The sequence below is a fragment of the Klebsiella sp. V115_8 genome (assembly GCF_029967715.1).
GTDB classification, from domain to species: Bacteria; Pseudomonadota; Gammaproteobacteria; order Enterobacterales; family Enterobacteriaceae; genus Klebsiella; species Klebsiella quasipneumoniae.
This window is the reverse complement of the sequence record NZ_JASCAR010000001.1, coordinates 288935-313077: the sequence shown is the minus strand read 5'-3', so window position 1 is coordinate 313077 and position 24143 is coordinate 288935. Positions and strand designations below refer to the sequence as shown.

The following is a 24143-nucleotide window of genomic DNA, read 5'->3' as shown; positions in this document are numbered from 1 at the left end:
CTCGCGAAATTTACTTGCCCGGCAGCGGCTGCGTCAATATTGCCACCTGCTCCGCCAGCTGATCCAGCAGCTGGAATCGACGCCGGTATTCGGCCCGTTTTTTACTGGCGATGCTCTCCAGCGGTTTTCTTTCCAGACGCAGCGGTAGCTGCCAGCGCCAGAGGCTTTCCGGCTTACCGTCGATGGATTGCCAGAACTCGTCATAGCTGGCGTGGAAATGGCGCCCCTTGCTCAGGCGATAGCGCAGGGCGCGGAACACATGGCCGTTATCGCTGACGCCGTAAATCGCCGCGATATGGCTGCGAGCGGCCAGCAGCCAGATAAACTCCAGCAGCAGGCGCTTCGGGAACAGACCGTAGCAGGCGCGGGTCGCCTGCTTGATCACCTCATGAGAAACGTGGCGTCGCGGTCCCTGTAAACCGCCGATGACCAGCTGCCAGGCGTCGCCCTCCCGGGTCACGCTGAAGGTCGCGCTGGCCAGCAGGGTATGGTCGCTGTCGCGCAGCCATAGGGTGGTTTCACCCTCACGCTCGGCCTTCCCGGCCGAAGAGGCCGAGAGGGTAAACTGGCGTTCATCCTTTCCATTGAGCGTCAGCAACGGGACCTCACACACCGCAGTCATGGCATGCGCCAGCCGCGACCCGCGCAGGGTATCGACATAGCGATAATGGCTTATGACCGCCATCGCCCGCTGCCAGGCGTTGAGATCGCGCGTCAGATATTGACGGTGCACTTTCCCCGGCAGCGTCGCCTGCGCCGTCAGCAGCTGGTTAAAATCGTCACGAGCGCTCAGCGCCTCCAGCATCGCTTTGGTAGGGCTATAAAATAACGCCGTGCGCAGCAGAAACTTAAAGCGGTAATTTTTCTGCCGCCAGATAGGTGCGGGTGTTAATCTGCCCATCACCAGATTGGCAATGAGATGCGAGCGCGGCGTAAGCACGCTGGATGAATGCAGGCTATTGTCTGTCACGATAAACACCTCGTTGTTATTTCCTGCTATTTTAAAGCGAGGCACTGATAAGCTTAATGGTCTGGCCGACTATATTTGCCGTTTGTTTAAAATCGATTGAGGTGTAAATAAAAAACAGCGGCTGTAAGCTGGAATTACCTATAATTACGGCAGAGAGGTAATTATATGTATCAGCGTATTAATGGCAGCGACTGGCGTAATATCTGGCTGATGGGCGATCTGCATGGCTGCTTTGCGCTGCTGATGGAGCGCCTGCGCCGGCTGCGCTTTGATCCCTGGGCCGATCTGCTGATCTCGGTTGGCGATCTGATCGATCGCGGGCCGCAAAGCGCTGACTGTCTCGGCCTGTTGCGCAGCCGCTGGTTCAGGGCCGTGCGCGGGAATCATGAGCAGATGGCGCTGGAGGCGCTGGAGAGCGGAGATATGACGCTCTGGCAGATGAACGGCGGCGACTGGTACGCCCGGAGCAACGTGCGGCAGCGGGCTGACGTCGATCGGCTGCTGGCGCGCTGTCAGCGGCTGCCGTTGATTATTGAAGTGGAGTGCGCAAAGGCGCGGCATGTGATCGCCCATGCCGATTACCCGGCGCCGGTCTATCGCTGGCAGCAGCCGGTGGATCCCCAGCGGGTCCTGTGGAGCCGCCATCGTCTGAGTGAACATCTGGCGGGGCGTCATGGCGCTATCGCCGGGGCTGACCATTTCTGGTTTGGCCATACGCCGCTTCGCGCGCGTTGTGACTACGACAATCAACACTATATTGACACCGGCGCCGTGTTCGGCGGCACGCTGACCCTGGTGGCGCTGCAGTCGGCAGGCTAAAAGTCACTGTATTCGCTGGCGGGTTGCCAGAAGCCGTCAATAAAATCTTCTATCGGGTAGCAGCCGCCGTGGCGGATCCGCTGATCTTCCATCGCCACCAGGCACTGCGTTTCCTCGCGGTAGACGTCAACCACAATGTCCTCGCAGCCGCCATCCAGATAGCAAATAAACAACACTAAGGCAAACATCCTGGCCTCATGTCCGGGGGCACATACTCTTTAGTGTAGGGGATGACGGCGGGACGGGGAAATAAATAACCCGTCTCAGGCGACGGGTTCATTGGTGTCAGGCAAGGCGCATGACCCAGGCATCGGACTGGCGGTCGTAATGTTTACGGTAGAGGACGGAATGTTCACCATTGAGAATCGCGGGAACGCTGGTATCGGCATCCCAGGCGTCAAGCTGCATACATAAATCTGGATCGGATTTGCAGGGAATGCTTAACGTTCGCTCACCCTGATGTTCACCATGCAGTTCGGCATCGTCTATCTCAAACGCGCCGATGCGGACATTGGTTTTACTCATCGCTTCACCCCATTTTTCAGCTGAGTTGTGGTACGACCAGTTGCGGCCGTCATTTTTCAGCGTAGTCAATGGGGGGAAAACCGCCAGTCAAAAAGTGCGTATTTTTTGCGCGGTGTCACACCTTGCCGGCAAAAAGTTTCCCATCGCGTACCAGCTCGCGCGGATAACTGTTCTTCAGACGGGAGCCGACGCGCTTGGCCAGGCCCAGCGGCACGCCCTGGAAGGTCACAATGGCTTCGTCCTGCGCTGGCGGGGTTTGCGGATAGACATCGCGTCCGCGATACCACGCTTCCGCCTCCTCCAGCGTCAGCTCGAAGGCGCGCTGCGGCGCGGCAAAGGCAATAACCGCCTCATGCTGCCAGCGATAACCCTTATTGTGCAGCTCCGCCAGGCGCACGCCAATGCGCGAAAACCGCACCTGACCAAACAGAGGCTCCATAGACTGCGGAAACAGCCACAGCTCTTTATCTCGTTGCCACAGCGTGTGGCTCGCGTCCCATTCCAGGCCGACAGCGCGGGCGGCGGCGGTCGCCGCGGCGGCTTCCCGGCCCTTCAGCGGCACAAACGGGAACTTGCCGACCTTATAGCCCGGCGCCGGGAGCGGATCGATCGCCGCAGTCTTGCGCAGGCGAGCGACAAAGAAGCCTTCACAATCGTAGATCTGCGGGAAGACATGCAGAAATCCCTCCGCGGTTAGGGCATCGGCCGCGCCGGGAAACAGCGCTTCCAGCGGCTGGATCTCTACCGCCTGCGGGTAACGGGACAGCAGCCAGTGAATGACTGACTGATTTTCTTCGCGGTTCAGGGTGCAGGTCGAATAGACCAGCGTCCCGCCAGGGCGCAGGGCATGGAAAGCGCTGTCGATAAGCTTGCGCTGGGTGGCGGCGATGTCAAGGTTGCTCTCCGGCGACCAGTTTTTCAGCGCGTCGGCATCTTTGCGTACCACCCCTTCGCCGGAGCAGGGGGCATCAAGCAGAATGGCGTCGAAGGCTTCGGGCAATGCCGCGCCGAACACCCGCCCGTCGAAATGGGTCAGGCCGACGTTGCTGATGCCGCAGCGGCTGATGTTGGCATGCAGCACTTTCACCCGGCTGGCGGAGAACTCATTCGCCAGGATGCCGCCCGCATTGCCCATCCGGGCGGCGATCTGGGTGGTTTTCGACCCCGGGGCGGCGGCAACGTCCATGACCCGTTCAGGCTGCGGGTTGTCGGCGAACAGGGCGGCGACCGGCAGCATTGAGCTTGCTTCCTGAATATAGAACAGCCCGCTGAGGTGTTCGGCGGTGCTGCCCAGCGGCAGCGCATCGTCGTCCCGCTCGATCCAGAATCCCTCCTCACACCAGGGGACCGGCGTCAGCTGCCAGCCATAGGGCGCGACCAGAGAGAGGAAATCATCGACGCTAATTTTCAGCGTATTGACGCGAATACTACGGCGTAGCGGGCGCTGACAGGCGGCGATAAAGTCGTCGAAAGAGAGGTGCGCCGGCATTGCCGCGCGCATTTGAGCGAGAAACGCTTCAGGGAAATAGACAGTATTTTCGGCCACGGGCAGCGCACCACAGAAAAAAAGGGTGCGCAGTTTAGCACAAACGCCCCGGTGCAGGACACCGGGGCGTGCGGTTTGTCGTCTGCCCGCCGCCGGCATTTGCCGGGGCGGGAGAAGGGGAGATGAGGATTACTGCGGCAGGGCGGTGCCCCACTCCCGCCACTCTTTCGGCTCGCTCTCCAGCAGCAGGAAGTGCTTGCCGTCCTGGGCCTTCGGCGCCAGCGGCGTACCCGGCGGCGTGGCAAAGGCGATCCCGCCGCGGATAAACTGATTGAAGGTCCCGGTTTTCACCACGCCGCCAACCAGGCCGAAGTCGAGGCTGTAACCTGAGGCCAGCCAGAACACCGAGTTATTGCGCACCAGGTACTGGTAGCGCTTGCTGATGCGCATCTTAACCATGACCCGGTCAGACATCGATCCCAGCGACAGACCGGTCACCGTCCCGACTTCCAGACCGCGGAACAGCACCGGCGTACCGATGCCAAGCGATCCGGCCTCCGGCGCTTCCACCACGATATTCAGACCGTCGATATAGCGCGAGTCGCTGATCGTCGTATCCTGGATCTCAAAGTCGCGACGCGCCGGGCCGCGTCCGGGCTCAACGTTAATATAGGACTGGAACAGGGTGTCGAGATGCTCCACGCCTGCCGCGGAGATCTGCGGGGTGATCACCGAGAAGCGAGTCCCGGCGCGGGCAAACGTGCCGACGTATTCCGGGTAAAGCACGGCTTTCGCCTGCACCTCGTTTTTGGCGGTGATCAGCTCCAGGGACTGGATCTGACCGATATCAATGCCGAGATAGCGAATCGGCATCCCGGCCGCCATCTTCCCGGCGTCAAACGCGTGCAGGGTGATCTGGCCGCCCACGGCGCGCGCCGCCGTTTCAGAAGCGTAAAGGATGCGTTTATTATTCAGCCGCGCGTTGGCGCTGCTGCCGTTGAGGTTATCGAAACTGATCGCTCCTTTAATGGCGCGGGCCAGCGGCGAGGCCTGAACGGTGAGCCCGTTGCCGTCAAGTTTGACCTTCGCACCCCCTTCCGCCCAGAAGACGCTGTTGTTGGTCAGCAGGTAGCGGTACTCCGGCTTGATATGCAGATCAATATCGAAAGCGTCTTTGCGCGGTTTGACGGCGATGATCTCGCCGACGGCGAATTTACGATACAGCACCACCGAGCCAGCCTGAACGTCAGGCAGCGTCTCAGCGGAGAGGCTCAGGGTGGTGGTCGGCACTTCGCTCAGGCTGTTTTCCTGCGCCTTTTCGAGGTTGGCATACAGCGGATAGCTGCTCTGCATTTCGCCTTTTTCACCCGGGATCACCCGGATCCCGCCGTTCACCCATTCGCTGGCGCTGGCGCCCAGCACCTGCACGCCATCGAGCCCCACTTTGACGTCCAGACGACTGTTCACCACAAACTTGCTGTCGCCGCGAATCAGATCGCGGTATTCCGGGGCAATCGCCACCTGGAAGGTCACCCCTTTGGCCGTCAGCTTGCGCTCCAGCACCTGGCCAACTTTCACCCCGTGCAGCACCAGCGGCTGGCCGCCGTCGATCCCGTAGCTCTCCGGCGCCGAAAGGGTGACGGTGGCGACATTGGGCTCCTCCAGCAGCGCTTTATCCGCTGGCATGACGGAGAAGTGATTACGCGGTTCGCCTTCGCCGGGCACCAGCTCAAAGGTATTGCCGGTGAGCAGGGCGCTGACGCTGGGGTTATCAAGGGAGATCTTCGGCTTCTTCATCTGAATCAGCGTTTTCTCCCGCAGCAGGGTCACCACGCTCGGGTCGACGGTCATCTCGCCCGTGACTTTGCCGCCAGGGTTAAGATTCAGTTTGCTTAACTGGCCCACTTCCAGCCCCTGATACATCAGCGGCGTCGAGCCCGCTTTCAGGCCGTCGCCGTCCGGCAGGTCGAGGGTCACCACCACCCCGCGCTGACTGTGCGCCAGGTCTTCGTACAGATGATAGTCATCGTTTTGCGACGCGACCTGCGAATCGGCAGGGGAGTCAAAGGCGATGGCGCCGTTCACCAGCGCGGAAAGGTTCTCCAGCTGCACTTTGGCCCCGCTCAGGCCGACGTCGGCTTTGATCCCGGAGACGTTCCAGAAACGGCTGCCTTTTTTCACCAGGTTGGTAAACCGGCGCTCGATCAGCACATCAATGGTGACCCCCTGGTTATTGTCATTCAGCGTGAAGTCATACACCCGCCCGACCGGGATCTTACGGAAGTAGACCAGCGAGCCGCTGCTCAGAGAGCCAAGGTCGGGCGCCTGCAGGTGGATCATCAGCTCGCCGTTGTTGATGCGGTATTTGGGCTGGGTGTCGAGGGCAACGAAGTGATCTTCGGGTTCGCCCTTGCCCGGCATCATGCCGATGTAGTTCCCGCCCACCAGGGCATCCAGTCCTGACACGCCGGCCAGAGAGGCTTTCGGCGTCACCAGCCAGAACTGCGTATCTTTGCGCAGCGCCTCTTTCATATCGCGTTTGATGCTGGCGGAAACTTCAATTTTACTCAGGTCTTTACTGAGACTAATGTCCTGGACGGTACCGACTTCCACCCCCTGATAGCGGATAGGCGTCCGCCCCGGCACGATGCCGTTAGCAGACTGGAAATCGATAGTGATCGTCGATCCACGGTCGTCAAAGCTGGTCCAGATGAGCCAGGCGGCAATCAGCAGCGCGATGACCGGCAGCAGCCAGAATGGCGAGATACGACGTTTGGTTTTTATTCTGGCTTCAGTCTGCGAAGCGGGCGTTTCCTGACTCATGTGCGTCCCAAAGTAAGCGGCTGTCCAGCCATTCAACTGCAAGAATAGTTAAAATTACCGCGCCACCGAAGTAAACCGCGGCCGGCCCCATCGTAAAGGCGAGGAGCTGATCGCGATTGATTAGCGACATGGTGAGTGAGATAACAAACAGATCCAGCATCGACCAGCGGCCAATCCAGGTTATCAGCCGCAGCAGCAGGATGCGGGTGCGCAGCCCCTGCTCGCATTTGAATTGTATGCTGAGCAGCAGGGTAAATAACACTATAACTTTGGTGAATGGCACCAAAATACTGGCGATAAACACCACGCCGGCGATGGCGATATTGCTGCTGGCGAGGGTGATGATCCCGGAGAGGATGGTGTCTTCCTGGCGCGCGCCGTTAACGTAAATGATGGAGATCGGCAGCAGGTTGGCCGGTAAGAGCAAAATCAGCGAGGCAATCAGCGCCGCCCAGCTGCGCTGCAGGCTCTGCGGTCGGCGATGGTGCAGCGGCGTGTGGCAGCGCCGGCAGCGGCCGCGGGCGTCGCGGTAGCCGGTGTAGTGGCAGCCGGTGCAAACCTGCAGATTGTTATCGGCGCGGGTCGCCGGCCGTTCGGGATAGAATCGCTCCCACAGCTCTTCGACGTTCATATGGATAAGCGTCAGGATGCTCAGCAGCGTCAGGGAGATAAATGCCACGAGGCCGATGCCGGGCTGCAGAAAGGCGTAATCCTGCACCTTGATGGAGGCGACGCCGATGCCCACCAGATAGATATCCAGCATGACCCACTCCTTGAGCTTACCGAGCATTAGCAGCACCGGACGCAGGTTCATCCCCAGCACGTTGCCCAGCCACAGATAGCTAATCGAAACCACCAGCAGCACCGGGGCGACCACCGCGCAAAACAGCACCATCGCGGCGGTAAGCGGATCGCCCTGCGCAGTCATCTGCCAAATTCCATGCAGGACGTTGGCGTCAATGCGAACCCCCAGCAGGTGAAGGCGCAGCAGGGGTTCGGACCAGGCAAAGGGCATTAACAGCAGCATCGCCAGGGCCATGCTGCCCAGACGGGTCAACGACCAGTCGCGGCCATCGCGCACCTTCGCGTTACAGCGCGGACACCAGGCGCTTTGGTTGCGTTTAAGCACCGGTAAGCGAAAGAGCATGTCACACTGCGTACAGCGCTGATAATGCGCATAGGGAAGCGGTGTGCTCACGGCATGCACGACCATCTTATTCGCAGGCTTAAGGGTGGATGTTTTTATCGGCATTTAATACGTACAGGAATGAATGTATCCCACTATCTTAACCTATGAATGAATTCATCTTGAGCCCAAGCGCATTTAATGCTTATTTTAGTAGGCTGTACGTATCAGGCAGTAAGACAACCAAGTGAAGATATAATGAGCAAAACAGAATTTTACGCGGATTTGAACCGCGATTTCCAGGCATTAATGGCAGGTGAAACCAGTTTCCTGGCGATGATCGCCAATACCAGCGCGCTGCTGTTTGAACGACTGGGCGAGGTCAACTGGGCCGGTTTCTATCTTCTGGAAGGCGATACCCTGGTGCTGGGGCCGTTCCAGGGCAAACTTGCCTGCGTGCGGATCCCGGTCGGGCGCGGCGTATGCGGCGCGGCGGTGGCGCAAGCCCAGGTGCAGCGCGTCGAGGACGTCCACGCGTTTGACGGCCACATCGCCTGCGATGCCGCCAGTAATTCGGAAATTGTCTTCCCCCTGCGCGTGAACGACCAGATTATCGGCGTGCTGGATATCGACAGTCCGGCTTACGGCCGCTTCACTGCTGAAGATGAGCAGGGGTTGCGCACGCTGGTCGAGCATCTGGAAAAACTCATCGCGGCCACTGATTATCAAAAAATCTTTACCCGTGTCGTGGGATAATCAACGGATAACGTAGCATTTAGCGAGGACGTCATTATAATGTCGCCTGTTCATGCCTGCGGCTTGTTGGCTACGTCCGTTGTAATCAGGAAATTTCATGGAAAATCAACCTAAGTTGAATAGCAGTAAAGAAGTTATCGCCTTTCTGGCCGAACGTTTCCCTCAGTGCTTCAGCGCTGAAGGCGAAGCGCGCCCCCTGAAAATCGGAATTTTTCAGGATCTCGTTGAGCGAGTGGGTGGTGAGATGAATCTCAGCAAAACCCAGCTTCGCGCTGCATTACGTCTCTATACCTCGAGCTGGCGCTATCTCTACGGCGTAAAAGCCGGCGCTATCCGCGTTGACCTGGACGGCAACCCGTGCGGCGAACTGGAAGAGCAGCACATTGCCCATGCGCGTCAGCAGCTGGAAGAAGCGAAAGCTCGCGTTCAGGCGCAGCGCGCTGCCCAGCAGGCGAAAAAACGCGAAGCCGCTGCCGCTGCAGGCCAGCCGGATGAAGGCGTTCGCCGCGAGCGTAAACCGCGTCCTCAGCAGCCGCGTCGTAAAGAGGGTGCTGAACAGCGTAAACCGCGTCCTGTTGCAGCCAAAGCTCCGCGTGAAGAGCGTCTTACTCCGGTATCGGATGTTTCCGTTCTGACCGTCGGCCAGGCGCTGAAGGTAAAAGCAGGCAATAACGCAATGGACGCCACCGTTGTGGAAATCACCAAAGATGGCGTTCGTGTACAGCTGACTTCTGGTATGTCAATGATTGTACGCGCAGAACACCTGGTGTTCTGAAACGGAGGCCGGGCCAGGCATGAACACATTTTTTAAAATCACCGCGCTTGCGGGCCTGCTGGCAATAGCAGGCCATGCGTTCGCTGTTGATGAAATAACCCGTGCAGATCAAATCCCCGTGCTGAAAGAAGAGCCGCAGCACGCGACGGTGAGCGAGCGCGTGACATCGCGCTTTACCCGCTCTCACTACCGTCAGTTCGATCTCGACAACGCCTTCTCGGCAAAGATTTTTGACCGTTATCTGAACCTGCTGGATTACAGCCATAATGTGCTGCTGGCCAGCGATGTGGCGAAGTTCGCGGCGAAAAAAGACCAAATCGGCGACGAACTGCGCACCGGGAAACTGGACGTCTTCTATGACCTCTACAACCTGGCGCAGCAGCGCCGCTTCGAGCGCTATCAGTATGCGCTGAAGGTGCTGGAACGTCCGATGGACTTTACCGGCAACGATAATTTCAACCTTGACCGCTCTAAAGCGCCGTGGCCGAAAGACGAGGCCGAGCTGAACAAGCTGTGGGACGCCAAGGTGAAATTTGACCAGTTAAGCCTGAAGCTGGCGGGGAAAGACGATAAAGAGATCCGCGACACCTTAACCCGTCGCTATAAGTTCGCTATCCGTCGTCTGGCGCAAACCAACAGCGAAGATGTCTTCTCGCTGGCGATGACCGCCTTCGCCCGCGAAATCGACCCGCACACCAACTATCTGTCGCCGCGCAATACCGAGCAGTTCAACACCGAGATGAGTCTCTCACTCGAAGGGATCGGCGCTGTGCTGCAGATGGATGATGACTACACGGTCATTAATTCGCTGGTGGCGGGTGGTCCGGCTGCGAAGAGCAAAGCGATCAGCGTCGGCGACCGCATTGTCGGCGTCGGCCAGACCGGGAAGTCGATGGTCGATGTGATTGGCTGGCGTCTGGATGACGTCGTGGCGCTGATTAAAGGGCCGAAGGGCAGCAAGGTTCGCCTTGAGATCCTGCCGGCCGGCAAAGGGGCCAAGACGCGTATCGTCACCCTGACCCGCGAACGCATCCGTCTGGAAGACCGCGCGGTGAAGATGTCGGTGAAAACCGTCGGTAAAGAAAAAGTCGGCGTGCTGGATATCCCGGGCTTTTACGTCGGCCTGACCGATGACGTGAAAGTGCAGCTGCAGAAGCTGGAAAAACAGAACGTCAGCAGCGTGGTTATCGATCTGCGCAGCAACGGCGGCGGGGCGCTGACCGAAGCGGTATCGCTCTCGGGGCTGTTTATTCCGTCCGGCCCGGTGGTTCAGGTGCGGGATAACAATGGCAAGGTGCGCGAAGACAGCGATAACGATGGCGTAGTCTATTACAAAGGGCCGCTGGTGGTGCTGGTTGACCGCTTTAGCGCCTCAGCGTCTGAGATCTTTGCCGCCGCAATGCAGGATTATGGCCGCGCGCTGATCGTTGGCGAGCCGACCTTCGGTAAAGGTACCGTACAGCAGTATCGCTCGTTGAATCGTATCTACGATCAGATGCTGCGTCCGGACTGGCCGGCGTTAGGTTCCGTTCAGTACACCATCCAGAAGTTCTACCGCATTAACGGCGGCAGTACTCAGCGCAAAGGCGTAACGCCGGATATCATGATGCCAACCGGAAATGAAGATCGCGAAACCGGCGAGCAGTATGAAGACAACGCGCTGCCGTGGGATAGCATCAACGCGGCCACCTACGTGAAGTCCGGGGACCTCGCCCCGTTTGGACCGGAACTGCTCAAGCGCCACGACGAGCGTATTGCCCAGGATCCTGAGTTCCAGTACATCATGAAGGATATTGCCCGTTATAACGCGATGAAGGACAAGCGTAACATCGTCTCTCTGAACTACGCGCAGCGTGAAAAAGAGAACGAAGAGGATGATGCGATTCGTCTGGCGCGGATTAACGATCGCCTGAAACGCGAAGGCAAACCGCCGCTGAAAAAACTGGACGATCTGCCGAAGGATTACCAGGAGCCGGATCCATATCTTGATGAAACGGTCCATATCGCGGTAGACCTGGCGCATCTCGAAAAAGCGCGCCCGGCGGTGGAACCGCCGGCCAGCCAATAAGTCGCCAACGGGCACCCTGAGAGGTGCCCGTTTTTTTAGGCGCCTGGTCATCGCCATTCAGCTCATCTAACAAAATGTCAACCTGCTCTGCCGCTGTCAGCAAGATGCTACAAAATGTAAAGTTGTGTTTTTATCGTGACTTAGCGGGGGCTGATGGTTGAAAATTGCAGCCTGACCCATACGATGTGGGTAATCGCATAGTGCGTTTTGTTAAATTGAGGTAAAAAGAAAATTATGATGCGAATCGCGCTTTTCCTGCTGACGAACCTGGCAGTGATGGTCGTGTTCGGGCTGGTGTTAAGCCTCACGGGGATCCAATCCAGCAGCATGACCGGTCTGTTGATTATGGCCCTGCTGTTCGGCTTCGGTGGTTCTATCGTTTCGCTGATGATGTCGAAATGGATGGCGCTGAAGTCTGTGGGTGGGGAAGTGATCGAGCAGCCGCGCAACGAAACGGAACGCTGGCTGATGAACACCGTTGCACAGCAGGCGCAGCAGGCGGGCATTGCCATGCCGCAGGTGGCTATCTATCACGCCCCTGACATTAACGCCTTCGCTACCGGCGCGCGTCGCGACGCCTCGCTGGTCGCCGTCAGTACCGGGCTGTTGCAAAACATGAGCCGTGATGAAGCGGAAGCGGTCATCGCCCATGAAATCAGCCATATCGCCAATGGCGATATGGTCACCATGACGCTGATCCAGGGGGTGGTAAACACCTTCGTTATCTTTATCTCCCGCGTTATCGCGCAGATTGCGGCCGGCTTCCTCGGCGGTAACCGGGAAGATGAAGGCGAGAGCAGCAATGGCAACCCGCTGATCTACTTCGCCGTCGCCACGGTGCTGGAGCTGGTGTTCGGTATTCTGGCCAGCATTATCACCATGTGGTTCTCTCGTCATCGCGAGTTCCATGCTGATGCCGGCTCGGCGCGCCTGGTGGGCCGCGAGAAGATGATTGCCGCCCTGCAGCGTCTGAAAACCAGCTATGAGCCGCAGGAAGCCAGCAGCATGATGGCGTTCTGCATTAATGGTAAAGCGAAATCCATGAGCGAGCTGTTTATGACCCACCCGCCGCTGGACAAGCGTATTGAAGCCCTGCGTAGCGGTGAATATCTGAAATAGTCCGTCATCTGACGCTGAAAATAAAAATCCGCAGCCCGAAGGCTGCGGATTTTTTTTGTCCTTCATCGTCAGGCTGCGCGCGGCTGGGTGACGCGCAGACCGCTAATCAGCGCAGCGACGGTCGCCAGGATGCCGGCCAGCAGCAGGGCGGTGTGGGTGCCGCTGTTGCCGAGCAGGTTGAACAGCAGGGCCACCAGCGCGGCGCCGGTGCTCTGGCCGAGCAGGCGAGCGGTGCCCAGCATGCCGCTGGCGCCGCCGCTGCGATGGCTCGGGGCCGAGGCGACAATGGTGTGGTTGTTGGGCGACTGGAACAGCCCGAAGCCGGCGCCGCACAGCGCCATACGCCAGATAATATCCAGATCGGTGGGCGACGCCGGAAGCAGCGCCAGACCGAACAGGCCGCAGGCCATAACCAGCAGCCCAATGGCCCCCAGCAGCCCCGCATGGCATTTCTCGATTAAATAGCCGGCCAGCGGCGCCATCACCATCGTCGCCAGCGGCCACGGCGTCAGCAGCAGGCCGGTTTCCACTTCGCTGCGCCCCATCATCGTCTGCAGGAAGAAAGGCAGAGAGACCATCGCCAGCATCTGTGCGCAGAAGGAGCAGATGGAGGTGCAGATTGAGAGGGAGAAGAGCGGGATGCGCAGCAGATCGACCGGCAGCAGCGGGACGGGCATCGTGAGCTGACGGCGAACGAAGAAAAAGCCTACCACCAGCATAGCGGCGACCTCCGCCAGCACCAGCTGCGTGGACTGGCCCTGGGCGAAACCGCTCAGGGCGGTGATCAACAGCCCGAAGGTCAGCGCGTTCATGATGGCGCTCGGCAAATCGAAGCGGACGATTTTGCTGCGCGCGCTGTTAGGCGGCAGAAAGCGCATGGCCAGGACAAAGGCGACGATGCCGAGAGGCACGTTAATTAAAAACAGCCATTGCCATGAGGCGAGGGAGAGGATGGCGGCGGCGATCGTCGGGCCTGCCGCCGAAGAGACGGCGACGACAAAGGAGTTGATACCCATGCCGCGACCGAGAAAGCGCTGAGGATAAATCAGGCGGATCAACGCCGTGTTTACGCTCATCAGCGCGGCGCCGCCCAGTCCCTGGGCGACGCGGGCGAAGGTCAGCATTTCGAGGCTGCGCGACAGGGCGCAGGCCAGCGAGGTAAAGATAAACACCACCAGGCCTATCTTATAGATACGGCGATAACCGACCATGTCGCCGAGGAAAGAGAGCGGCAGCAGGGCGATAACAATGGCGATTTGGTAGGCGTTAACGATCCAGATTGAAGCCGCCGGCGAGGCGTTAAGATCGCTGGCGATGGTTGGCAGCGCGACGTTAGCGATAGCCCCGTCGAGCACGGCCATGGTCAGCCCAAGCACAATGGTCAGAATGGCGCCATAGCGTTGCGGCAGCGGCACGCCATCGGATGAATTTTTATCCATGGTGAATATAAGTCTTAAATGAAACGGTTTTTTGAATGATGAGTTTAGCATTGATTATTCCGCAGTATGTCGCAGATTTGTAACGAAGTGGCAGAAGAATGATTGCGGCGCAGAGGCGGCGAATTTATAATAAAAACCGGTTCTAAATTTTATAAAACAGTTACGACGAGGTGATAAATGGCAGGTGCAGATTTGGATAAACAGCCAGATTCTGTCTCTTCGGTATTGAAGGTTTTCGGCATCCTGCAGGCGCTGGGTGAAGAGCGTGAAATTGGCATTACCGAACTGTCCCAGCGCGTCATGATGTCGAAAAGCACCGTTTATCGCTTTTTACAGACCATGAAATCACTGGGCTATGTGGCGCAGGAGGGAGAGTCTGAGAAATACTCCCTCACGCTCAAACTGTTCGAGCTGGGCGCGCGCGCGCTGCAGAACGTCGATCTGGTGCGCAGCGCCGATATTCAGATGCGGGAACTCTCCCGCCTGACGAAAGAGACTATCCATCTCGGCGCGCTGGATGAAGACAGTATTGTTTACATTCACAAGATTGATTCAATGTATAACCTGCGGATGTACTCGCGTATCGGCCGTCGCAACCCGCTGTACAGCACCGCGATTGGCAAGGTTCTGCTGGCGTGGCGCGATCGCAGCGAAGTGGAGCAGATCCTTGACGGCGTGGAGTATAAACGCAGCACCGAGCGGACCATCACCAGTACCGCTGAGTTGCTGAAGGTGCTGGATGGCGTTCGCGAGCAGGGGTATGGCGAAGATAACGAAGAGCAGGAAGAGGGGCTGCGCTGCATCGGGGTACCGGTATTCGACCGTTTCGGCGTGGTCATCGCCGGGCTGAGTATCTCTTTCCCGACCTTACGTTTCTCTGAAGAACGTTTGCATGAATATGTGGCGATGCTGCACCAGGCGGCGCGCAAGATTTCTGAGCAGATGGGATATAACGACTACCCCTTCTGACACGGCGCTGAAGCATTCGGCGACCGCGGCGCTATCGTCGCGGTCGCCGGTTCGATCTTAGCCGTTATCGACGACGGTTGCGCTTTTACGCAGCAGCGGGCAACTGCTGACGCCGATCACGCCGCTATTGGAATGCACATAAAGTGCGGTACTGACCCCACGGGCGGTGAGGTATTGACACTTCAGGCCCAGACCGCCGACGTTTTCTTCACTGTGGAATAATACCCCGTAGCCGCTTAATAATACGCCAATCCATAAGATAGCCACTACGACAATAGTACGAATGATTAATCGCATTGATGCCTCATTATTTGTAAGATCCTTGCCGTGATTTTGACACGAACACGTTTTGAAACAAGTCGATGATTCCTAAACTTGCCTTTCGTATTACAGTTAGCCGCGGTTTAAGAAGGCCGTGTTATCCTGGCGACATAAAGTACTGATGCGGAGAGTGGAGTGAAAAAATTACGGTGGGTTTTACTGATAGTCATCATAGCAGGCTGCCTGTTGCTGTGGACTCAGATGCTTAACGTAATGTGCGACCAGGATGTTCAGTTTTTCAGCGGCATTTGCACTATCAACAAATTTATCCCGTGGTAAGACATTTTTCTGACGACCGATTTCCTTCTGCGCCGCGGGTGGTAGAATGAACGCCTTCTCTTTGAGGTGGTGAAATGAGTGAGTTACTAAATCCTGGGATCTTAAATCTGGCATCGCTGGCCGTGTCTGTGGCGCTGCTGCTTGTCGGTCTGTTGTTATGGTTCTTCGTCAACCGCGCCAGCTCGCGGGCGAATGAGCAGATAGAACTGCTGCAGGCGCTGTTGGATCAGCAAAAGCGGCAGAATGCGCTGCTACGTCGCCTGTGCGAAGCCAGTGCGCCGGAAAAAGAGGACGTGGCTGAGCCGACCGTCGCCGGTAAGGCGAAAGGGGAGGACGAGTTTATCCGCCTGGTGGCAGAGCGCTAAGTACCTCGACAGGTGTGCATCATAAGATGCGCACCTGCATGATAGCGGGCGGTAATATCTTATTCTTATTCCATTATTCCTTTCTCAATGTACTATCCCCTTTTTTACACGCTGTAAATAAAGTGATCCCCGCCGCGTTTATTGTTGGATAACGTGACGCTGTCATCTTTTTTTCATTATTAAGGTGCAGAATTAGCACTATTTTTAGCGTGACGACTAACAGGTTTTATTATCACTACACTGGCGTGGCTTTAGCGATTTTTCGTCTGGGGTTATAACGAATTTCGCGCATCAATATTCATCACGGCCCGCCAGTCGCCTGTATACTGGCAGTTCGTATACGGACATACCTGGACGAAGCGAAGTTGTTGAGCTATGGTAAAAAAGTTGCCATTACCGGGCTGCGCTCTTGCGTTATTGATAAACGCCATAGCGCCTTGCCAGGGGCGACAAACACGCATAAATGTGCAGGCGATCAAAGGATTACCTTATAATTTGTGCGAACGATCGAGACACGTTTAAAAATGGCTTGCCATTATTTACGTAGTGTGTGATAACACCTTTCGGGTTAAACGAGGTACAGTTCTGTTTATGTGTGGCATTTTCAGTAAAGAAGTCCTGAGTAAACACGTTGTCGTTGAATACCGCTTCTCTGCCGAACCTTAAATTAGTGCCTCATGCAGTTATGTGTCAGTTTTATCTATGTAAACGCCAGCAGGCGAAGAAAACAGTCTAAGGAATTTTGCAAATGGCAAAGATTAAAGGTCAAGTTAAGTGGTTCAACGAGTCTAAAGGTTTTGGTTTCATTACTCCGGCTGATGGCAGCAAAGACGTGTTCGTACACTTCTCCGCTATCCAGGGTAACGGCTTCAAAACTCTGGCTGAAGGCCAGAACGTTGAGTTCGAAATTCAGGACGGCCAGAAAGGTCCGGCTGCAGTTAACGTAACTGCTATCTGATACAAGACCATTCTTCTTGTATAAAAGCCTCGCCTGCGCGGGGCTTTTGCGTTTTTATTGCAAAGCATGTCATTTTTCCCCCTCTCGTCGCGTCTTGTTGCAAATACTCAACTTTATTAGCATTGTGTAGCAGTCTGTTTTGCTAATTTTCTGTTAAATCAGTTGGTTGCAAAACAATGCCGGAGCTATGGTGCTAAATAAAAAAATGAAGTCCGCCGCCAGCTTTACCCCGATTCGCTTCGGGTTACTCTGCGTGGCCATACTCGGTTGTCTGGGACTGCTATTGGCCCGCGTGGGCTGGCTGCAGATTATTTCCCCCGATAATCTGGTAAAACAAGAGGATATGCGTTCTCTGCGCGAAGAGCCCGTTGCGGTTGAGCGGGGGATGATCACCGACCGGGAAGGACGACCGCTGGCGGTGAGCGTTCCGGTCAGCGCAATCTGGATCGACCCGCAGACCACCATGGAGAAGGGCGGCGTCGGCTACGGACCCCGCTGGCAGGCGATGGCCGAAGCGCTGCATCTCAACCTCGGGGAACTGGCCCAGCGGGTACAGAGCCATCCCCACGCCCGCTTTCTCTATCTGGCGCGGCAGATCAATCCCGAGCAGGCGGCGTGGATTGATAAACTGCATCTGCCAGGCGTCTACCTGCGCGATGAATCGCGGCGTTTCTATCCGGCAGGCCATGTGGCTGCCAATCTGCTGGGCTTTACCAATGTCGATAATCAGGGCATCGAAGGGGTGGAGAAAAGCTTCAACGCCCAGCTGACCGGTAAACCCGGGCGACGTCTGGTGCGGAAAGATAAACATGGCAATGTGATTGAGAACATTACCGAAGTACCGCCTGTGCCGGCGCATAATCTGCAGCTGAGTATCGATGAGCGCCTGCAGACGGTGACGGAAGATGCCCTCGACAACGCTGTTCGCTGGAATAAAGCCGAGTCCGGGGCGGCGGTGCTGATTAAAATCGATACCGGCGAGATCCTGGCGATGGCCAGCTATCCGGACTTCAATCCCAACAATCGCGATGCCGCAACGCTGGATGATTTTCGCAACCGGGCCATCAGCGATACCTTCGAGCCGGGGTCGACCGTCAAACCGCTGGTGATCATGACCGCGCTGCAGCAGGGGATTGTCCAGCCGGACAGCGTCGTGGACACTCATCCGTTTGTCCTCGACGGCCACCGTATCCGCGATGTCGGCTATTATCCGGAGCTGAGCCTGACCGGCATCCTGCAGAAATCCAGCGATACCGGCGTATCGCATCTCTCGCTTGCCATGCCGGTGCAGCATCTGATTGACACCTATACGGCTTTCGGCTTCGGCGAGCCGACGGGGTTGGGGTTGACCGGCGAAAGCGCCGGGCTGATGCCGCATCGTCGTTACTGGGGGCAACTGGATCGCGCCACCTTCGCTTTCGGCTATGGTTTGATGGTTACCCCGCTCCAGCTGGCGCACGTTTACGCCACCATCGGCGGCTTCGGCATACAACGACCGTTGTCGATCACCCGCATCGACCCGCCGGTGATTGGCACGCGCGTAATGCCGGAGAATATTGTTCACAGCGTGGAGCATATGATGGAGAGCGTGGCGCTCCCGGGCGGGGGCGGTACCAAAGCGGCGGTGCGCGACTACCGGGTGGCGGTAAAAACGGGGACAGCGAAGAAAATCGGTCCGGACGGCAAATATATCGACAAATATGTCGCCTATACCGCCGGCGTGGCGCCCGCCAGCCGTCCGCAGTTCGCGCTGGTTGTAGTGATGAACGACCCGAGCAATGGCTCCTATTACGGCGGGGCCGTTTCCGCCCCGGTATTCAGCCAGATTATGGGCGATGTCCTGCGGCTGGAGAACGTCATGCCGGACGGCATGCCACAAGGGGCGGAGAATCTGATCGTTATGCACGACAGCCACCCGCTGGCGCCGGCGCTGTAACAGTGGTCTGCAGGGGCGAATAGCGCTACACTTTCGCCCTTTCAGCGACACCGGAGCCGTCATGTCATACAGTTGCCCCCTTTGCCACGCGCCGCTCAGCCGTAGCGACAATCACTATTCCTGCCCGCAGCGGCACCAGTTCGATCTGGCGAAAGAGGGGTACGTCAATCTGCTACCGGTGCAGTTCAAACGGTCGCGCGATCCCGGCGACAGCGCTGAGATGATGCAGGCCCGTCGGGCGTTCCTCGACGCCGGGCATTATCAGCCGCTGCGGGACGCTATCGCTGAGCGACTGCGGCACGCTGCCCCTCAGGCATTACTGGATATCGGCTGCGGCGAAGGCTATTACACCCACGCATTTGCCGCCATCGCCAGCCGCAGCTGGGGGCTGGACGTGTCGAAGCCGGCAATCCGCGCGGCGGCGAAACGCTATCCGCAGGTGAATTTTTGCGTCGCCTCCAGCCAGCGGCTGCCATTCTCCGATAATAGCTTCGATGCGGTGGTGCGCATTTACGCCCCCTGCAACGCCGGTGAGCTGGCGCGGGTGGTGCGGCCTGGCGGATGGGTGATCACTGCCACGCCGGGACCCCGCCATCTGCTGGAGCTGAAAGGGCTGATTTACGATGAGATCCGCCTGCATGAGCTGAAGACGGAAGCGATGCCGGGGTTCCGCCTGGATGCTCAGCAGCAGCTGGCTTATCCGATGACCCTGACGGGAAGTGAAGCGCAGGCCCTGCTGCAGATGACGCCGTTCGCGTGGCGGGCCAAAGCCGAAGTGCATGACGCGCTGCGTCAGCAGGCGACCTTTGGCTGCCAGACCGATTTTATGATCCATTGCTGGCAGCGTGAGGAGTAAAGCTTAACCGGCGAAATGGCTCCAGAGAATTTCGCTGCCGATGCCAATCAGTACGATACCGCCGAGAATTTCGGCCCGTTTGCCCAGCAGCGGGCCGATAAAGCGACCCACCATGATCCCCAGCGTCGACATGATAAAGGTGGCGCAGCCGATCGCCAGCGCGGTGGTCACAATGCTGACCTGCAGGAAGGCCAGACCGACGCCGACGGCCATCGCGTCAAGGCTGGTGGCGAAGGCGGTGGTGACCAGCAGCCAGAAGCCATGCCGGCGAGGCGCCTCGCACGCCTCGTCGCTATCGCCGCGAAGCCCTTCGACAATCATCCGCCCGCCGAGAAACACCAGCAGAATAAAAGCAATCCAGTGATTCCACTCGAGCACAAACTGGCTGGCCAGCATGCCCAGTCCCCAGCCGACTAGCGGCGTCAGGGTTTCAATGGCGCCAAAAATCAGCCCGGTGCGTACAGCTTCTGAGAATTTGGGTTTATGCAGGGTGGCGCCTTTGCCGATAGAGGCCGCGAAGGCGTCCATAGACATGCCGAAAGCGAGAAGAAGGGTTGCGGATAAATTCATGTGCCTGTCCTGACCGGGGATAATCCATATGACACATCGCTGCCCCCAGTAAATATACGCGGAGCCGCTCAATGGCTGAGCAATACGTACAGCAGTGATGTATCTATGGTCTCGCCTGATTGAATCACTTCAACCCGTACGTGCCACGTTTTGCAACGAGTATGTTGACACGTACATTTCCTGACGGGCAGGAAATCGGCTACTCCCCAACGACGGGCGCAACCTTAACATATTTTTAGAATATAAAACAATAACAGAAGAGGGCTATTTTAATAACCAAATGATAACGATTTTCATTTGAATTTATAAGTAAATAAATAGTTAATGAAAAACAGAAGGGCAGAGGGGGAAATATAGCCATGGCTATATAATTCCCCAGACGAAATCTGAAAAAACATAGCGTTGGCTATATTTTTAAATCATTGAGTTGAAACAAGAAGTTTGTATATTTTTTCCAGATCGTCGATATTTCGTACGCGAATCAGCAGCCGCCGTTGCTCTAATTGCATCACCAGTACGCCGTCTTCGGATAAATTCATCTCTTTAATTCGCTGATATTCTATCCACACGTTGGCGAAGAAAAAGCCGCGCGGTTTAAAAATGATTTTCGGCGTACGGATCCAGAATAAATAGAGTCCCATCAGCGCCAGCGCAGATAATAGCCAGGTGGTGATCGCGGTGCCGTGCTGGGTGATGTTGTTATAGATCAGAATGGCGATGAGGCCGACAAAGATCATGCCGTCAACGCGGCTGCGGCGAAGCAGGGGGATGGCCAGCAGCACCGGGCCGTTGCGCCTCGGCATAATAAACTGGTCATACACCGCGTAGGCCAGTAGCGCAAGGATAAACAGGATGATCACCAGGTCCGTGAATGTCATTGCTTTGCGTTCCTCCTGATAAAAAAAAGCCGGGGGCAAGCCCCCGGCGTACAACCTGGAAATTACAGACCCAGCAGACCGACAGCGTAGCCCGCGATACCGATGACAAAGAAGCCAACGATGATCCACAGCGGGTTAACTTTCTTACGCAGCAGCCACATACAGGCGAAGGTCAACAGCAGCGGTACCAGGCCCGGCATCAGCTGGTCGAGGATCGTCTGCACCGTGGTGACGTGAACCTGTCCGTCAGAGCCGGTGATTTTTGACACCACCATCGGAATGTTCACGTGCGTCCACTTGTTAACCAGCGCCCCCATGACAAACAGGCCGAGGATTGACGCCCCCTCAGTCAGTTTCTGCAGGAAGCCGCCGCCCATATCTTTCACGATGTCCACGCCTTTGCGGTAACCGTAGGCGACGCCATAGTAGCGGGTCAGTAGTCGCACCGCGTTGAACAGGATAAAGAACAGCAGTGGTCCGAGCAGGCTTCCGCTCATCGCGATCCCGGCGCCTAAGGCCGCGAACACCGGACGCACCGTACCCCAGAAGATCGGGTCGCCGACGCCGGCCAGCGGCCCCATCAGACCGACTTTGATGCCGTTGATGGCGCCATCGTCAATCTCTGCGCCATTGGCGCGCTGTTCTTCCATCGCCAGCGTTACGCCCAGTACCGGCGCGGCAACGTAAGGATGGGTATTGAAGAACTCAAGGTGACGCTTAATCGCCTGCTTACGCGCATCGTTGTTCTCCGGGTAGAGACGACGAATCGCCGGAACCATAGAGAAGCAGAAGCCCAGCGCCTGCATACGTTCGAAGTTCCATGAACCCTGGAACAGGTTAGAACGAATGAACACGCCACGAATATCACTCTGAGTGAGTTTTTTCTCGGTGGTATTTTTAGTCATATCAACCATTTCGCTCACCTGTTAGTCCAGTTCGTTATCGAGATCGTTGTTACCAGCCGCCTGAGCCGGGGCACCGGCGACGCGGTTATATTTCGGGCTCAGCTGGATGTAGAGGATTGCCATGACCGCGCCAATCACGCCCAGGGCCACCAGGTTGAAGTTGGTGAAGGCGGCGGTGACGAAGCCGAGGTAGAAGAACGGCATCAGGTAGCCCGCGCGCATCATATTGATGACCATCGCGTAACCTACAACCACGATCATGCCGCCGGCGATGTTCAGGCCGCTGGTAACCACTTCAGGGATCGCATTCAGCAGGCCCTGGACTTCGCTGGTACCGACGGAAATGGCCACGATGACGGCCGGGATAGCGATACGCATCGCCTGCAGGAACAGGGATGAGACGTGCAGCCACGACAGGGCGGTCAGGTTGCCATTCTCCGCCGCTTTATCCGCTGCGTGCTGGAAGGCTACGGTGATGGTACGCACGATGATGGTCAGCACCTGGCCTGCAGCCGCCAGCGGGATAGCCAGCGCGATGCCGGCGCCGATGCTCTGATGGCCGGCAATAACCAGAACGGTGGAAATAATGGACGCCAGCGCGGCATCAGGGGCAACCGCCGCACCGATGTTCATCCAGCCCAGGGCGATCATTTCCAGCGTACCGCCGATGATAATACCGGTTTTCATATCGCCGAGAACGGCGCCGATCAGCGTACAGGCGACCAGTGGACGGTGGAACTGAAATTCATCAAGCACCGACTCCATACCCGCAATACACGCGACGATGAACACCAGCACAATCTGAAGAAGGGTAATCTCCATTGTACTTCTCCTGTTGATTAAGTCTTAAAGTGAAAACTGGGGCGCGATCGTCCGGGTTATTTATCAACCTTGGCGATCAGATCCATCATTTTCAGTTTCGGGTCGGTGGACACTTTACGTGCCTCCAGCTCGATACCGCGTGCGTTCAGCTTGTTAAACGCCTCAATATCTTTGGCATCGACCGAAATCGCGTTGTTAACCTGGGTTTTGCCCTGGCGGAACGCCATACCGCCGATGTTGACGCTGGTGATTTTCACGCCGCCCTCGACGACGCGCTCAACGTCGGTCGGGTTAGTAAACAGCAGCATCACGCGCTGTCCGGCGTACATCGGGTTGTTGTAGACGCGGATCATTTTGGCGACGTCCACCACGTGGGCGGTGACGCCCGGCGGCGCAACCTGGGTCAACAGGGTTTTGCGCACGGTATCCGCGGCGACTTCGTCGCTGACGACGATGATGCGGGTGACGTTGGTCTCTTTGGTCCAGCGGGTGGCGACCTGACCATGGATCAGGCGGTCGTCGATACGCGCAAGGCCAATGACCATGTAGTCATTCGGGCCCATCGGTTTGGCCGGGGCGGCGGCTTTTGGCGCCGCGGCAGGAGCGGGCGCAGGGGCCGCTTTTTCCACCGGTTTGGCCTTCAGCGCTTTCACGCCTTCGCTGCCGGTCTCTACCGCTAAGGCGACCAGCTCATCAAAGGAAGGATCGTCATCGCGGGCCATGAAGGTTTCCACCAGCATCGGGATGTTGACGCCGGCGATGACTTCGTAATGCTCTTTATCGACGACAATGCGGCTCGCAGCGTTGAACGGGCTGCCTCCCCATGTATCGACGAGAAACAGCACGCCTTTACTGGTATCCAGTTTTGCCAACTGGGCATTGTATTTCTCGATCAGCGTTTCGGCGTTTTCACCCGGAACGAAATCGATCCAGCCAACGTTTTCCTGCTCGCCCAACAGCATCTCTGCTGTTTTCAGCAGCTGTTCTGCAGCCCAACCATGTGTGCCTATTACAATAGCAATCGTCACTTGCTACCTCCTTTATTATCGTGAATGCATCATCTGCTTTGATACATCCTGAATCACTCTTGAGGACAAAATCGATTCAGTTAGGGTGTAAGATAGAAAATAGTTACTACCGCGAATTATTTTAGACAGTGAAAAAATAATTAATGTGATGAAGATCCGTTAATCAGGCATCGCCTGGTAATAATTTTGCAGCGCAAAAAATAGCCTTAGTTATTGCAAATTCAGGTAAATCTTTTCCAATTTCGATCTATATTTTGCTATGTTTAACTTCCGTTTAATTACTCAGGAGTATAGGGCATAGCCCGCAGTATGGACCGTCATCGACGTCTTTTCACTTTCTGGCACCTGGT

At 57.0% G+C, this 24143-nt stretch carries 23 protein-coding genes and 2 pseudogenes; 12 read left to right on the top strand and 13 right to left on the bottom strand.

What is annotated here, in order from left to right; genetic code table 11:
• Positions 1-10: 10 nt before the first annotated feature.
• A complete protein-coding gene (locus tag QLG03_RS01490) occupies positions 11-979 on the bottom strand; it encodes a VirK/YbjX family protein (protein WP_255987930.1) in 969 nt (322 codons plus the stop codon).
• Positions 980-1135: 156 nt separating this feature from the next.
• On the opposite strand from QLG03_RS01490, the gene pphA reads away from it, so the two are divergent.
• Positions 1136-1789 carry a protein-serine/threonine phosphatase gene (gene pphA, locus QLG03_RS01485; RefSeq protein ID WP_023290232.1) on the top strand — a complete coding sequence of 218 codons (654 nt, stop codon included), beginning with the start codon at positions 1136-1138 and terminating at the stop codon, positions 1787-1789.
• Here the strand turns inward: pphA and QLG03_RS01480 are convergent.
• The 5 genes from QLG03_RS01480 to yebS all read right to left on the bottom strand — a co-directional run bounded on the left by QLG03_RS01480 (position 1786) and on the right by yebS (position 7875).
• A complete protein-coding gene (locus tag QLG03_RS01480) occupies positions 1786-1977 on the bottom strand; it encodes a YebW family protein (RefSeq protein ID WP_002911395.1) in 192 nt (63 codons plus the stop codon). The genes pphA and QLG03_RS01480 overlap by 4 nt on opposite strands.
• Positions 1978-2074: 97 nt before the next feature.
• Positions 2075-2314, bottom strand: a complete 240-nt coding sequence (locus QLG03_RS01475; protein ID WP_002911393.1) for a YebV family protein — start codon at positions 2312-2314, stop codon at positions 2075-2077.
• A gap of 115 nt (positions 2315-2429) precedes the next feature.
• Positions 2430-3860, bottom strand: coding sequence for a 16S rRNA (cytosine(1407)-C(5))-methyltransferase RsmF (gene rsmF, locus QLG03_RS01470; protein ID WP_282473559.1), 1431 nt, complete (start codon positions 3858-3860; stop codon positions 2430-2432).
• A 129-nt stretch (positions 3861-3989) separates the two neighbouring features.
• Positions 3990-6623, bottom strand: a complete 2634-nt coding sequence (locus QLG03_RS01465) for a PqiB family protein (protein ID WP_017900210.1) — start codon at positions 6621-6623, stop codon at positions 3990-3992.
• Entirely contained in the window at positions 6592-7875 is a 1284-nt protein-coding gene (gene yebS / locus QLG03_RS01460) for a membrane integrity lipid transport subunit YebS (protein WP_255987925.1), read from the bottom strand. Before yebS ends, QLG03_RS01465 begins: the two co-directional genes overlap by 32 nt.
• A 132-nt stretch (positions 7876-8007) precedes the next feature.
• Between yebS and QLG03_RS01455 the strand changes: the two are divergent.
• The 4 genes and pseudogenes from QLG03_RS01455 to htpX all read left to right on the top strand — a co-directional run bounded on the left by QLG03_RS01455 (position 8008) and on the right by htpX (position 12467).
• Positions 8008-8521, top strand: a pseudogene (locus QLG03_RS01455) (GAF domain-containing protein).
• Between the two features lie 81 nt (positions 8522-8602).
• Positions 8603-9280 (top strand): RNA chaperone ProQ, encoded by a 678-nt coding sequence (proQ, locus tag QLG03_RS01450; protein WP_023290227.1) that lies wholly within the window; start codon positions 8603-8605, stop codon positions 9278-9280.
• 19 nt (positions 9281-9299) lie between these two features.
• The gene (gene prc / locus QLG03_RS01445) at positions 9300-11348 is read left to right on the top strand and encodes a carboxy terminal-processing peptidase (RefSeq protein WP_032453364.1); all 2049 of its coding nucleotides are present in this window, start codon (positions 9300-9302) and stop codon (positions 11346-11348) included.
• Between the two features lie 234 nt (positions 11349-11582).
• A complete protein-coding gene (htpX, locus tag QLG03_RS01440; protein ID WP_023290225.1) occupies positions 11583-12467 on the top strand; it encodes a protease HtpX in 885 nt (294 codons plus the stop codon).
• Between the two features lie 68 nt (positions 12468-12535).
• Here the strand turns inward: htpX and QLG03_RS01435 are convergent, their stop codons facing one another.
• A complete protein-coding gene (locus QLG03_RS01435; protein WP_044523967.1) occupies positions 12536-13906 on the bottom strand; it encodes an MFS transporter in 1371 nt (456 codons plus the stop codon).
• A gap of 177 nt (positions 13907-14083) precedes the next feature.
• Here QLG03_RS01435 and kdgR point away from each other — a divergent pair, with 177 nt between their 5' ends.
• On the top strand, positions 14084-14875 hold the full coding sequence (kdgR, locus tag QLG03_RS01430) for a DNA-binding transcriptional regulator KdgR (protein ID WP_004203369.1): 792 nt from the start codon (positions 14084-14086) through the stop codon (positions 14873-14875).
• Between the two features lie 57 nt (positions 14876-14932).
• Here the strand turns inward: kdgR and QLG03_RS01425 are convergent, their stop codons facing one another.
• On the bottom strand, positions 14933-15172 hold the full coding sequence (locus tag QLG03_RS01425; protein WP_023290223.1) for a YobH family protein: 240 nt from the start codon (positions 15170-15172) through the stop codon (positions 14933-14935).
• A gap of 159 nt (positions 15173-15331) precedes the next feature.
• On the opposite strand from QLG03_RS01425, the gene mgrB reads away from it, so the two are divergent.
• The 6 genes and pseudogenes from mgrB to rlmA all read left to right on the top strand — a co-directional run bounded on the left by mgrB (position 15332) and on the right by rlmA (position 19590).
• Positions 15332-15475, top strand: coding sequence for a PhoP/PhoQ regulator MgrB (gene mgrB, locus QLG03_RS01420; RefSeq protein ID WP_002911375.1), 144 nt, complete (start codon positions 15332-15334; stop codon positions 15473-15475).
• A 74-nt stretch (positions 15476-15549) separates the two neighbouring features.
• Complete coding sequence (locus QLG03_RS01415; protein WP_023290222.1) at positions 15550-15840, top strand: YebO family protein; 291 nt, start codon at positions 15550-15552, stop codon at positions 15838-15840.
• A 591-nt stretch (positions 15841-16431) separates the two neighbouring features.
• Positions 16432-16503 (top strand): annotated as a pseudogene (locus QLG03_RS01410) (DUF2627 domain-containing protein); the annotation flags it as partial.
• 85 nt (positions 16504-16588) lie between these two features.
• Entirely contained in the window at positions 16589-16798 is a 210-nt protein-coding gene (gene cspE / locus QLG03_RS01405) for a transcription antiterminator/RNA stability regulator CspE (protein WP_001062678.1), read from the top strand.
• A gap of 187 nt (positions 16799-16985) precedes the next feature.
• Positions 16986-18734 (top strand): peptidoglycan glycosyltransferase FtsI, encoded by a 1749-nt coding sequence (ftsI, locus tag QLG03_RS01400; RefSeq protein ID WP_032428912.1) that lies wholly within the window; start codon positions 16986-16988, stop codon positions 18732-18734.
• Between the two features lie 61 nt (positions 18735-18795).
• On the top strand, positions 18796-19590 hold the full coding sequence (rlmA, locus tag QLG03_RS01395; protein WP_023290220.1) for a 23S rRNA (guanine(745)-N(1))-methyltransferase: 795 nt from the start codon (positions 18796-18798) through the stop codon (positions 19588-19590).
• 3 nt (positions 19591-19593) lie between these two features.
• Here rlmA and mntP read toward each other — a convergent pair whose 3' ends face one another.
• The 5 genes from mntP to manX all read right to left on the bottom strand — a co-directional run bounded on the left by mntP (position 19594) and on the right by manX (position 23793).
• On the bottom strand, positions 19594-20160 hold the full coding sequence (gene mntP, locus QLG03_RS01390; protein WP_023290219.1) for a manganese efflux pump MntP: 567 nt from the start codon (positions 20158-20160) through the stop codon (positions 19594-19596).
• Positions 20161-20579: 419 nt separating this feature from the next.
• A complete protein-coding gene (locus tag QLG03_RS01385; protein ID WP_023290218.1) occupies positions 20580-21038 on the bottom strand; it encodes a DUF986 family protein in 459 nt (152 codons plus the stop codon).
• Between the two features lie 62 nt (positions 21039-21100).
• The gene (locus QLG03_RS01380) at positions 21101-21952 is read right to left on the bottom strand and encodes a PTS mannose transporter subunit IID (protein WP_004145526.1); all 852 of its coding nucleotides are present in this window, start codon (positions 21950-21952) and stop codon (positions 21101-21103) included.
• 12 nt (positions 21953-21964) lie between these two features.
• The gene (locus QLG03_RS01375; protein WP_004203359.1) at positions 21965-22765 is read right to left on the bottom strand and encodes a PTS mannose/fructose/sorbose transporter subunit IIC; all 801 of its coding nucleotides are present in this window, start codon (positions 22763-22765) and stop codon (positions 21965-21967) included.
• Between the two features lie 56 nt (positions 22766-22821).
• Positions 22822-23793 carry a PTS mannose transporter subunit IIAB gene (gene manX, locus QLG03_RS01370; RefSeq protein WP_004203357.1) on the bottom strand — a complete coding sequence of 324 codons (972 nt, stop codon included), beginning with the start codon at positions 23791-23793 and terminating at the stop codon, positions 22822-22824.
• Between the last annotated feature and the right edge of the window lie 350 nt (positions 23794-24143).

Bases quoted from the DNA above. Each gene is read 5' to 3' on its own strand.
- QLG03_RS01465 (WP_017900210.1), bottom strand. From the start codon at position 6,623: ATGAGTCAGGAAACGCCCGCTTCGCAGACTGAAGCCAGAATAAAAACC.
- kdgR (WP_004203369.1), top strand. From the start codon at position 14,084: ATGGCAGGTGCAGATTTGGATAAACAGCCAGATTCTGTCTCTTCGGTA.
- mntP (WP_023290219.1), bottom strand. From the start codon at position 20,160: ATGAATTTATCCGCAACCCTTCTTCTCGCTTTCGGCATGTCTATGGAC.
- cspE (WP_001062678.1), top strand. From the start codon at position 16,589: ATGGCAAAGATTAAAGGTCAAGTTAAGTGGTTCAACGAGTCTAAAGGT.
- QLG03_RS01475 (WP_002911393.1), bottom strand. From the start codon at position 2,314: ATGAGTAAAACCAATGTCCGCATCGGCGCGTTTGAGATAGACGATGCC.
- ftsI (WP_032428912.1), top strand. From the start codon at position 16,986: ATGGTGCTAAATAAAAAAATGAAGTCCGCCGCCAGCTTTACCCCGATT.
- QLG03_RS01415 (WP_023290222.1), top strand. From the start codon at position 15,550: ATGAGTGAGTTACTAAATCCTGGGATCTTAAATCTGGCATCGCTGGCC.
- pphA (WP_023290232.1), top strand. From the start codon at position 1,136: ATGTATCAGCGTATTAATGGCAGCGACTGGCGTAATATCTGGCTGATG.
- QLG03_RS01375 (WP_004203359.1), bottom strand. From the start codon at position 22,765: ATGGAGATTACCCTTCTTCAGATTGTGCTGGTGTTCATCGTCGCGTGT.
- proQ (WP_023290227.1), top strand. From the start codon at position 8,603: ATGGAAAATCAACCTAAGTTGAATAGCAGTAAAGAAGTTATCGCCTTT.
- QLG03_RS01385 (WP_023290218.1), bottom strand. From the start codon at position 21,038: ATGACATTCACGGACCTGGTGATCATCCTGTTTATCCTTGCGCTACTG.
- QLG03_RS01380 (WP_004145526.1), bottom strand. From the start codon at position 21,952: ATGGTTGATATGACTAAAAATACCACCGAGAAAAAACTCACTCAGAGT.
- prc (WP_032453364.1), top strand. From the start codon at position 9,300: ATGAACACATTTTTTAAAATCACCGCGCTTGCGGGCCTGCTGGCAATA.
- htpX (WP_023290225.1), top strand. From the start codon at position 11,583: ATGATGCGAATCGCGCTTTTCCTGCTGACGAACCTGGCAGTGATGGTC.
- QLG03_RS01425 (WP_023290223.1), bottom strand. From the start codon at position 15,172: ATGCGATTAATCATTCGTACTATTGTCGTAGTGGCTATCTTATGGATT.
- rlmA (WP_023290220.1), top strand. From the start codon at position 18,796: ATGTCATACAGTTGCCCCCTTTGCCACGCGCCGCTCAGCCGTAGCGAC.
- yebS (WP_255987925.1), bottom strand. From the start codon at position 7,875: ATGCCGATAAAAACATCCACCCTTAAGCCTGCGAATAAGATGGTCGTG.
- QLG03_RS01480 (WP_002911395.1), bottom strand. From the start codon at position 1,977: ATGTTTGCCTTAGTGTTGTTTATTTGCTATCTGGATGGCGGCTGCGAG.
- QLG03_RS01435 (WP_044523967.1), bottom strand. From the start codon at position 13,906: ATGGATAAAAATTCATCCGATGGCGTGCCGCTGCCGCAACGCTATGGC.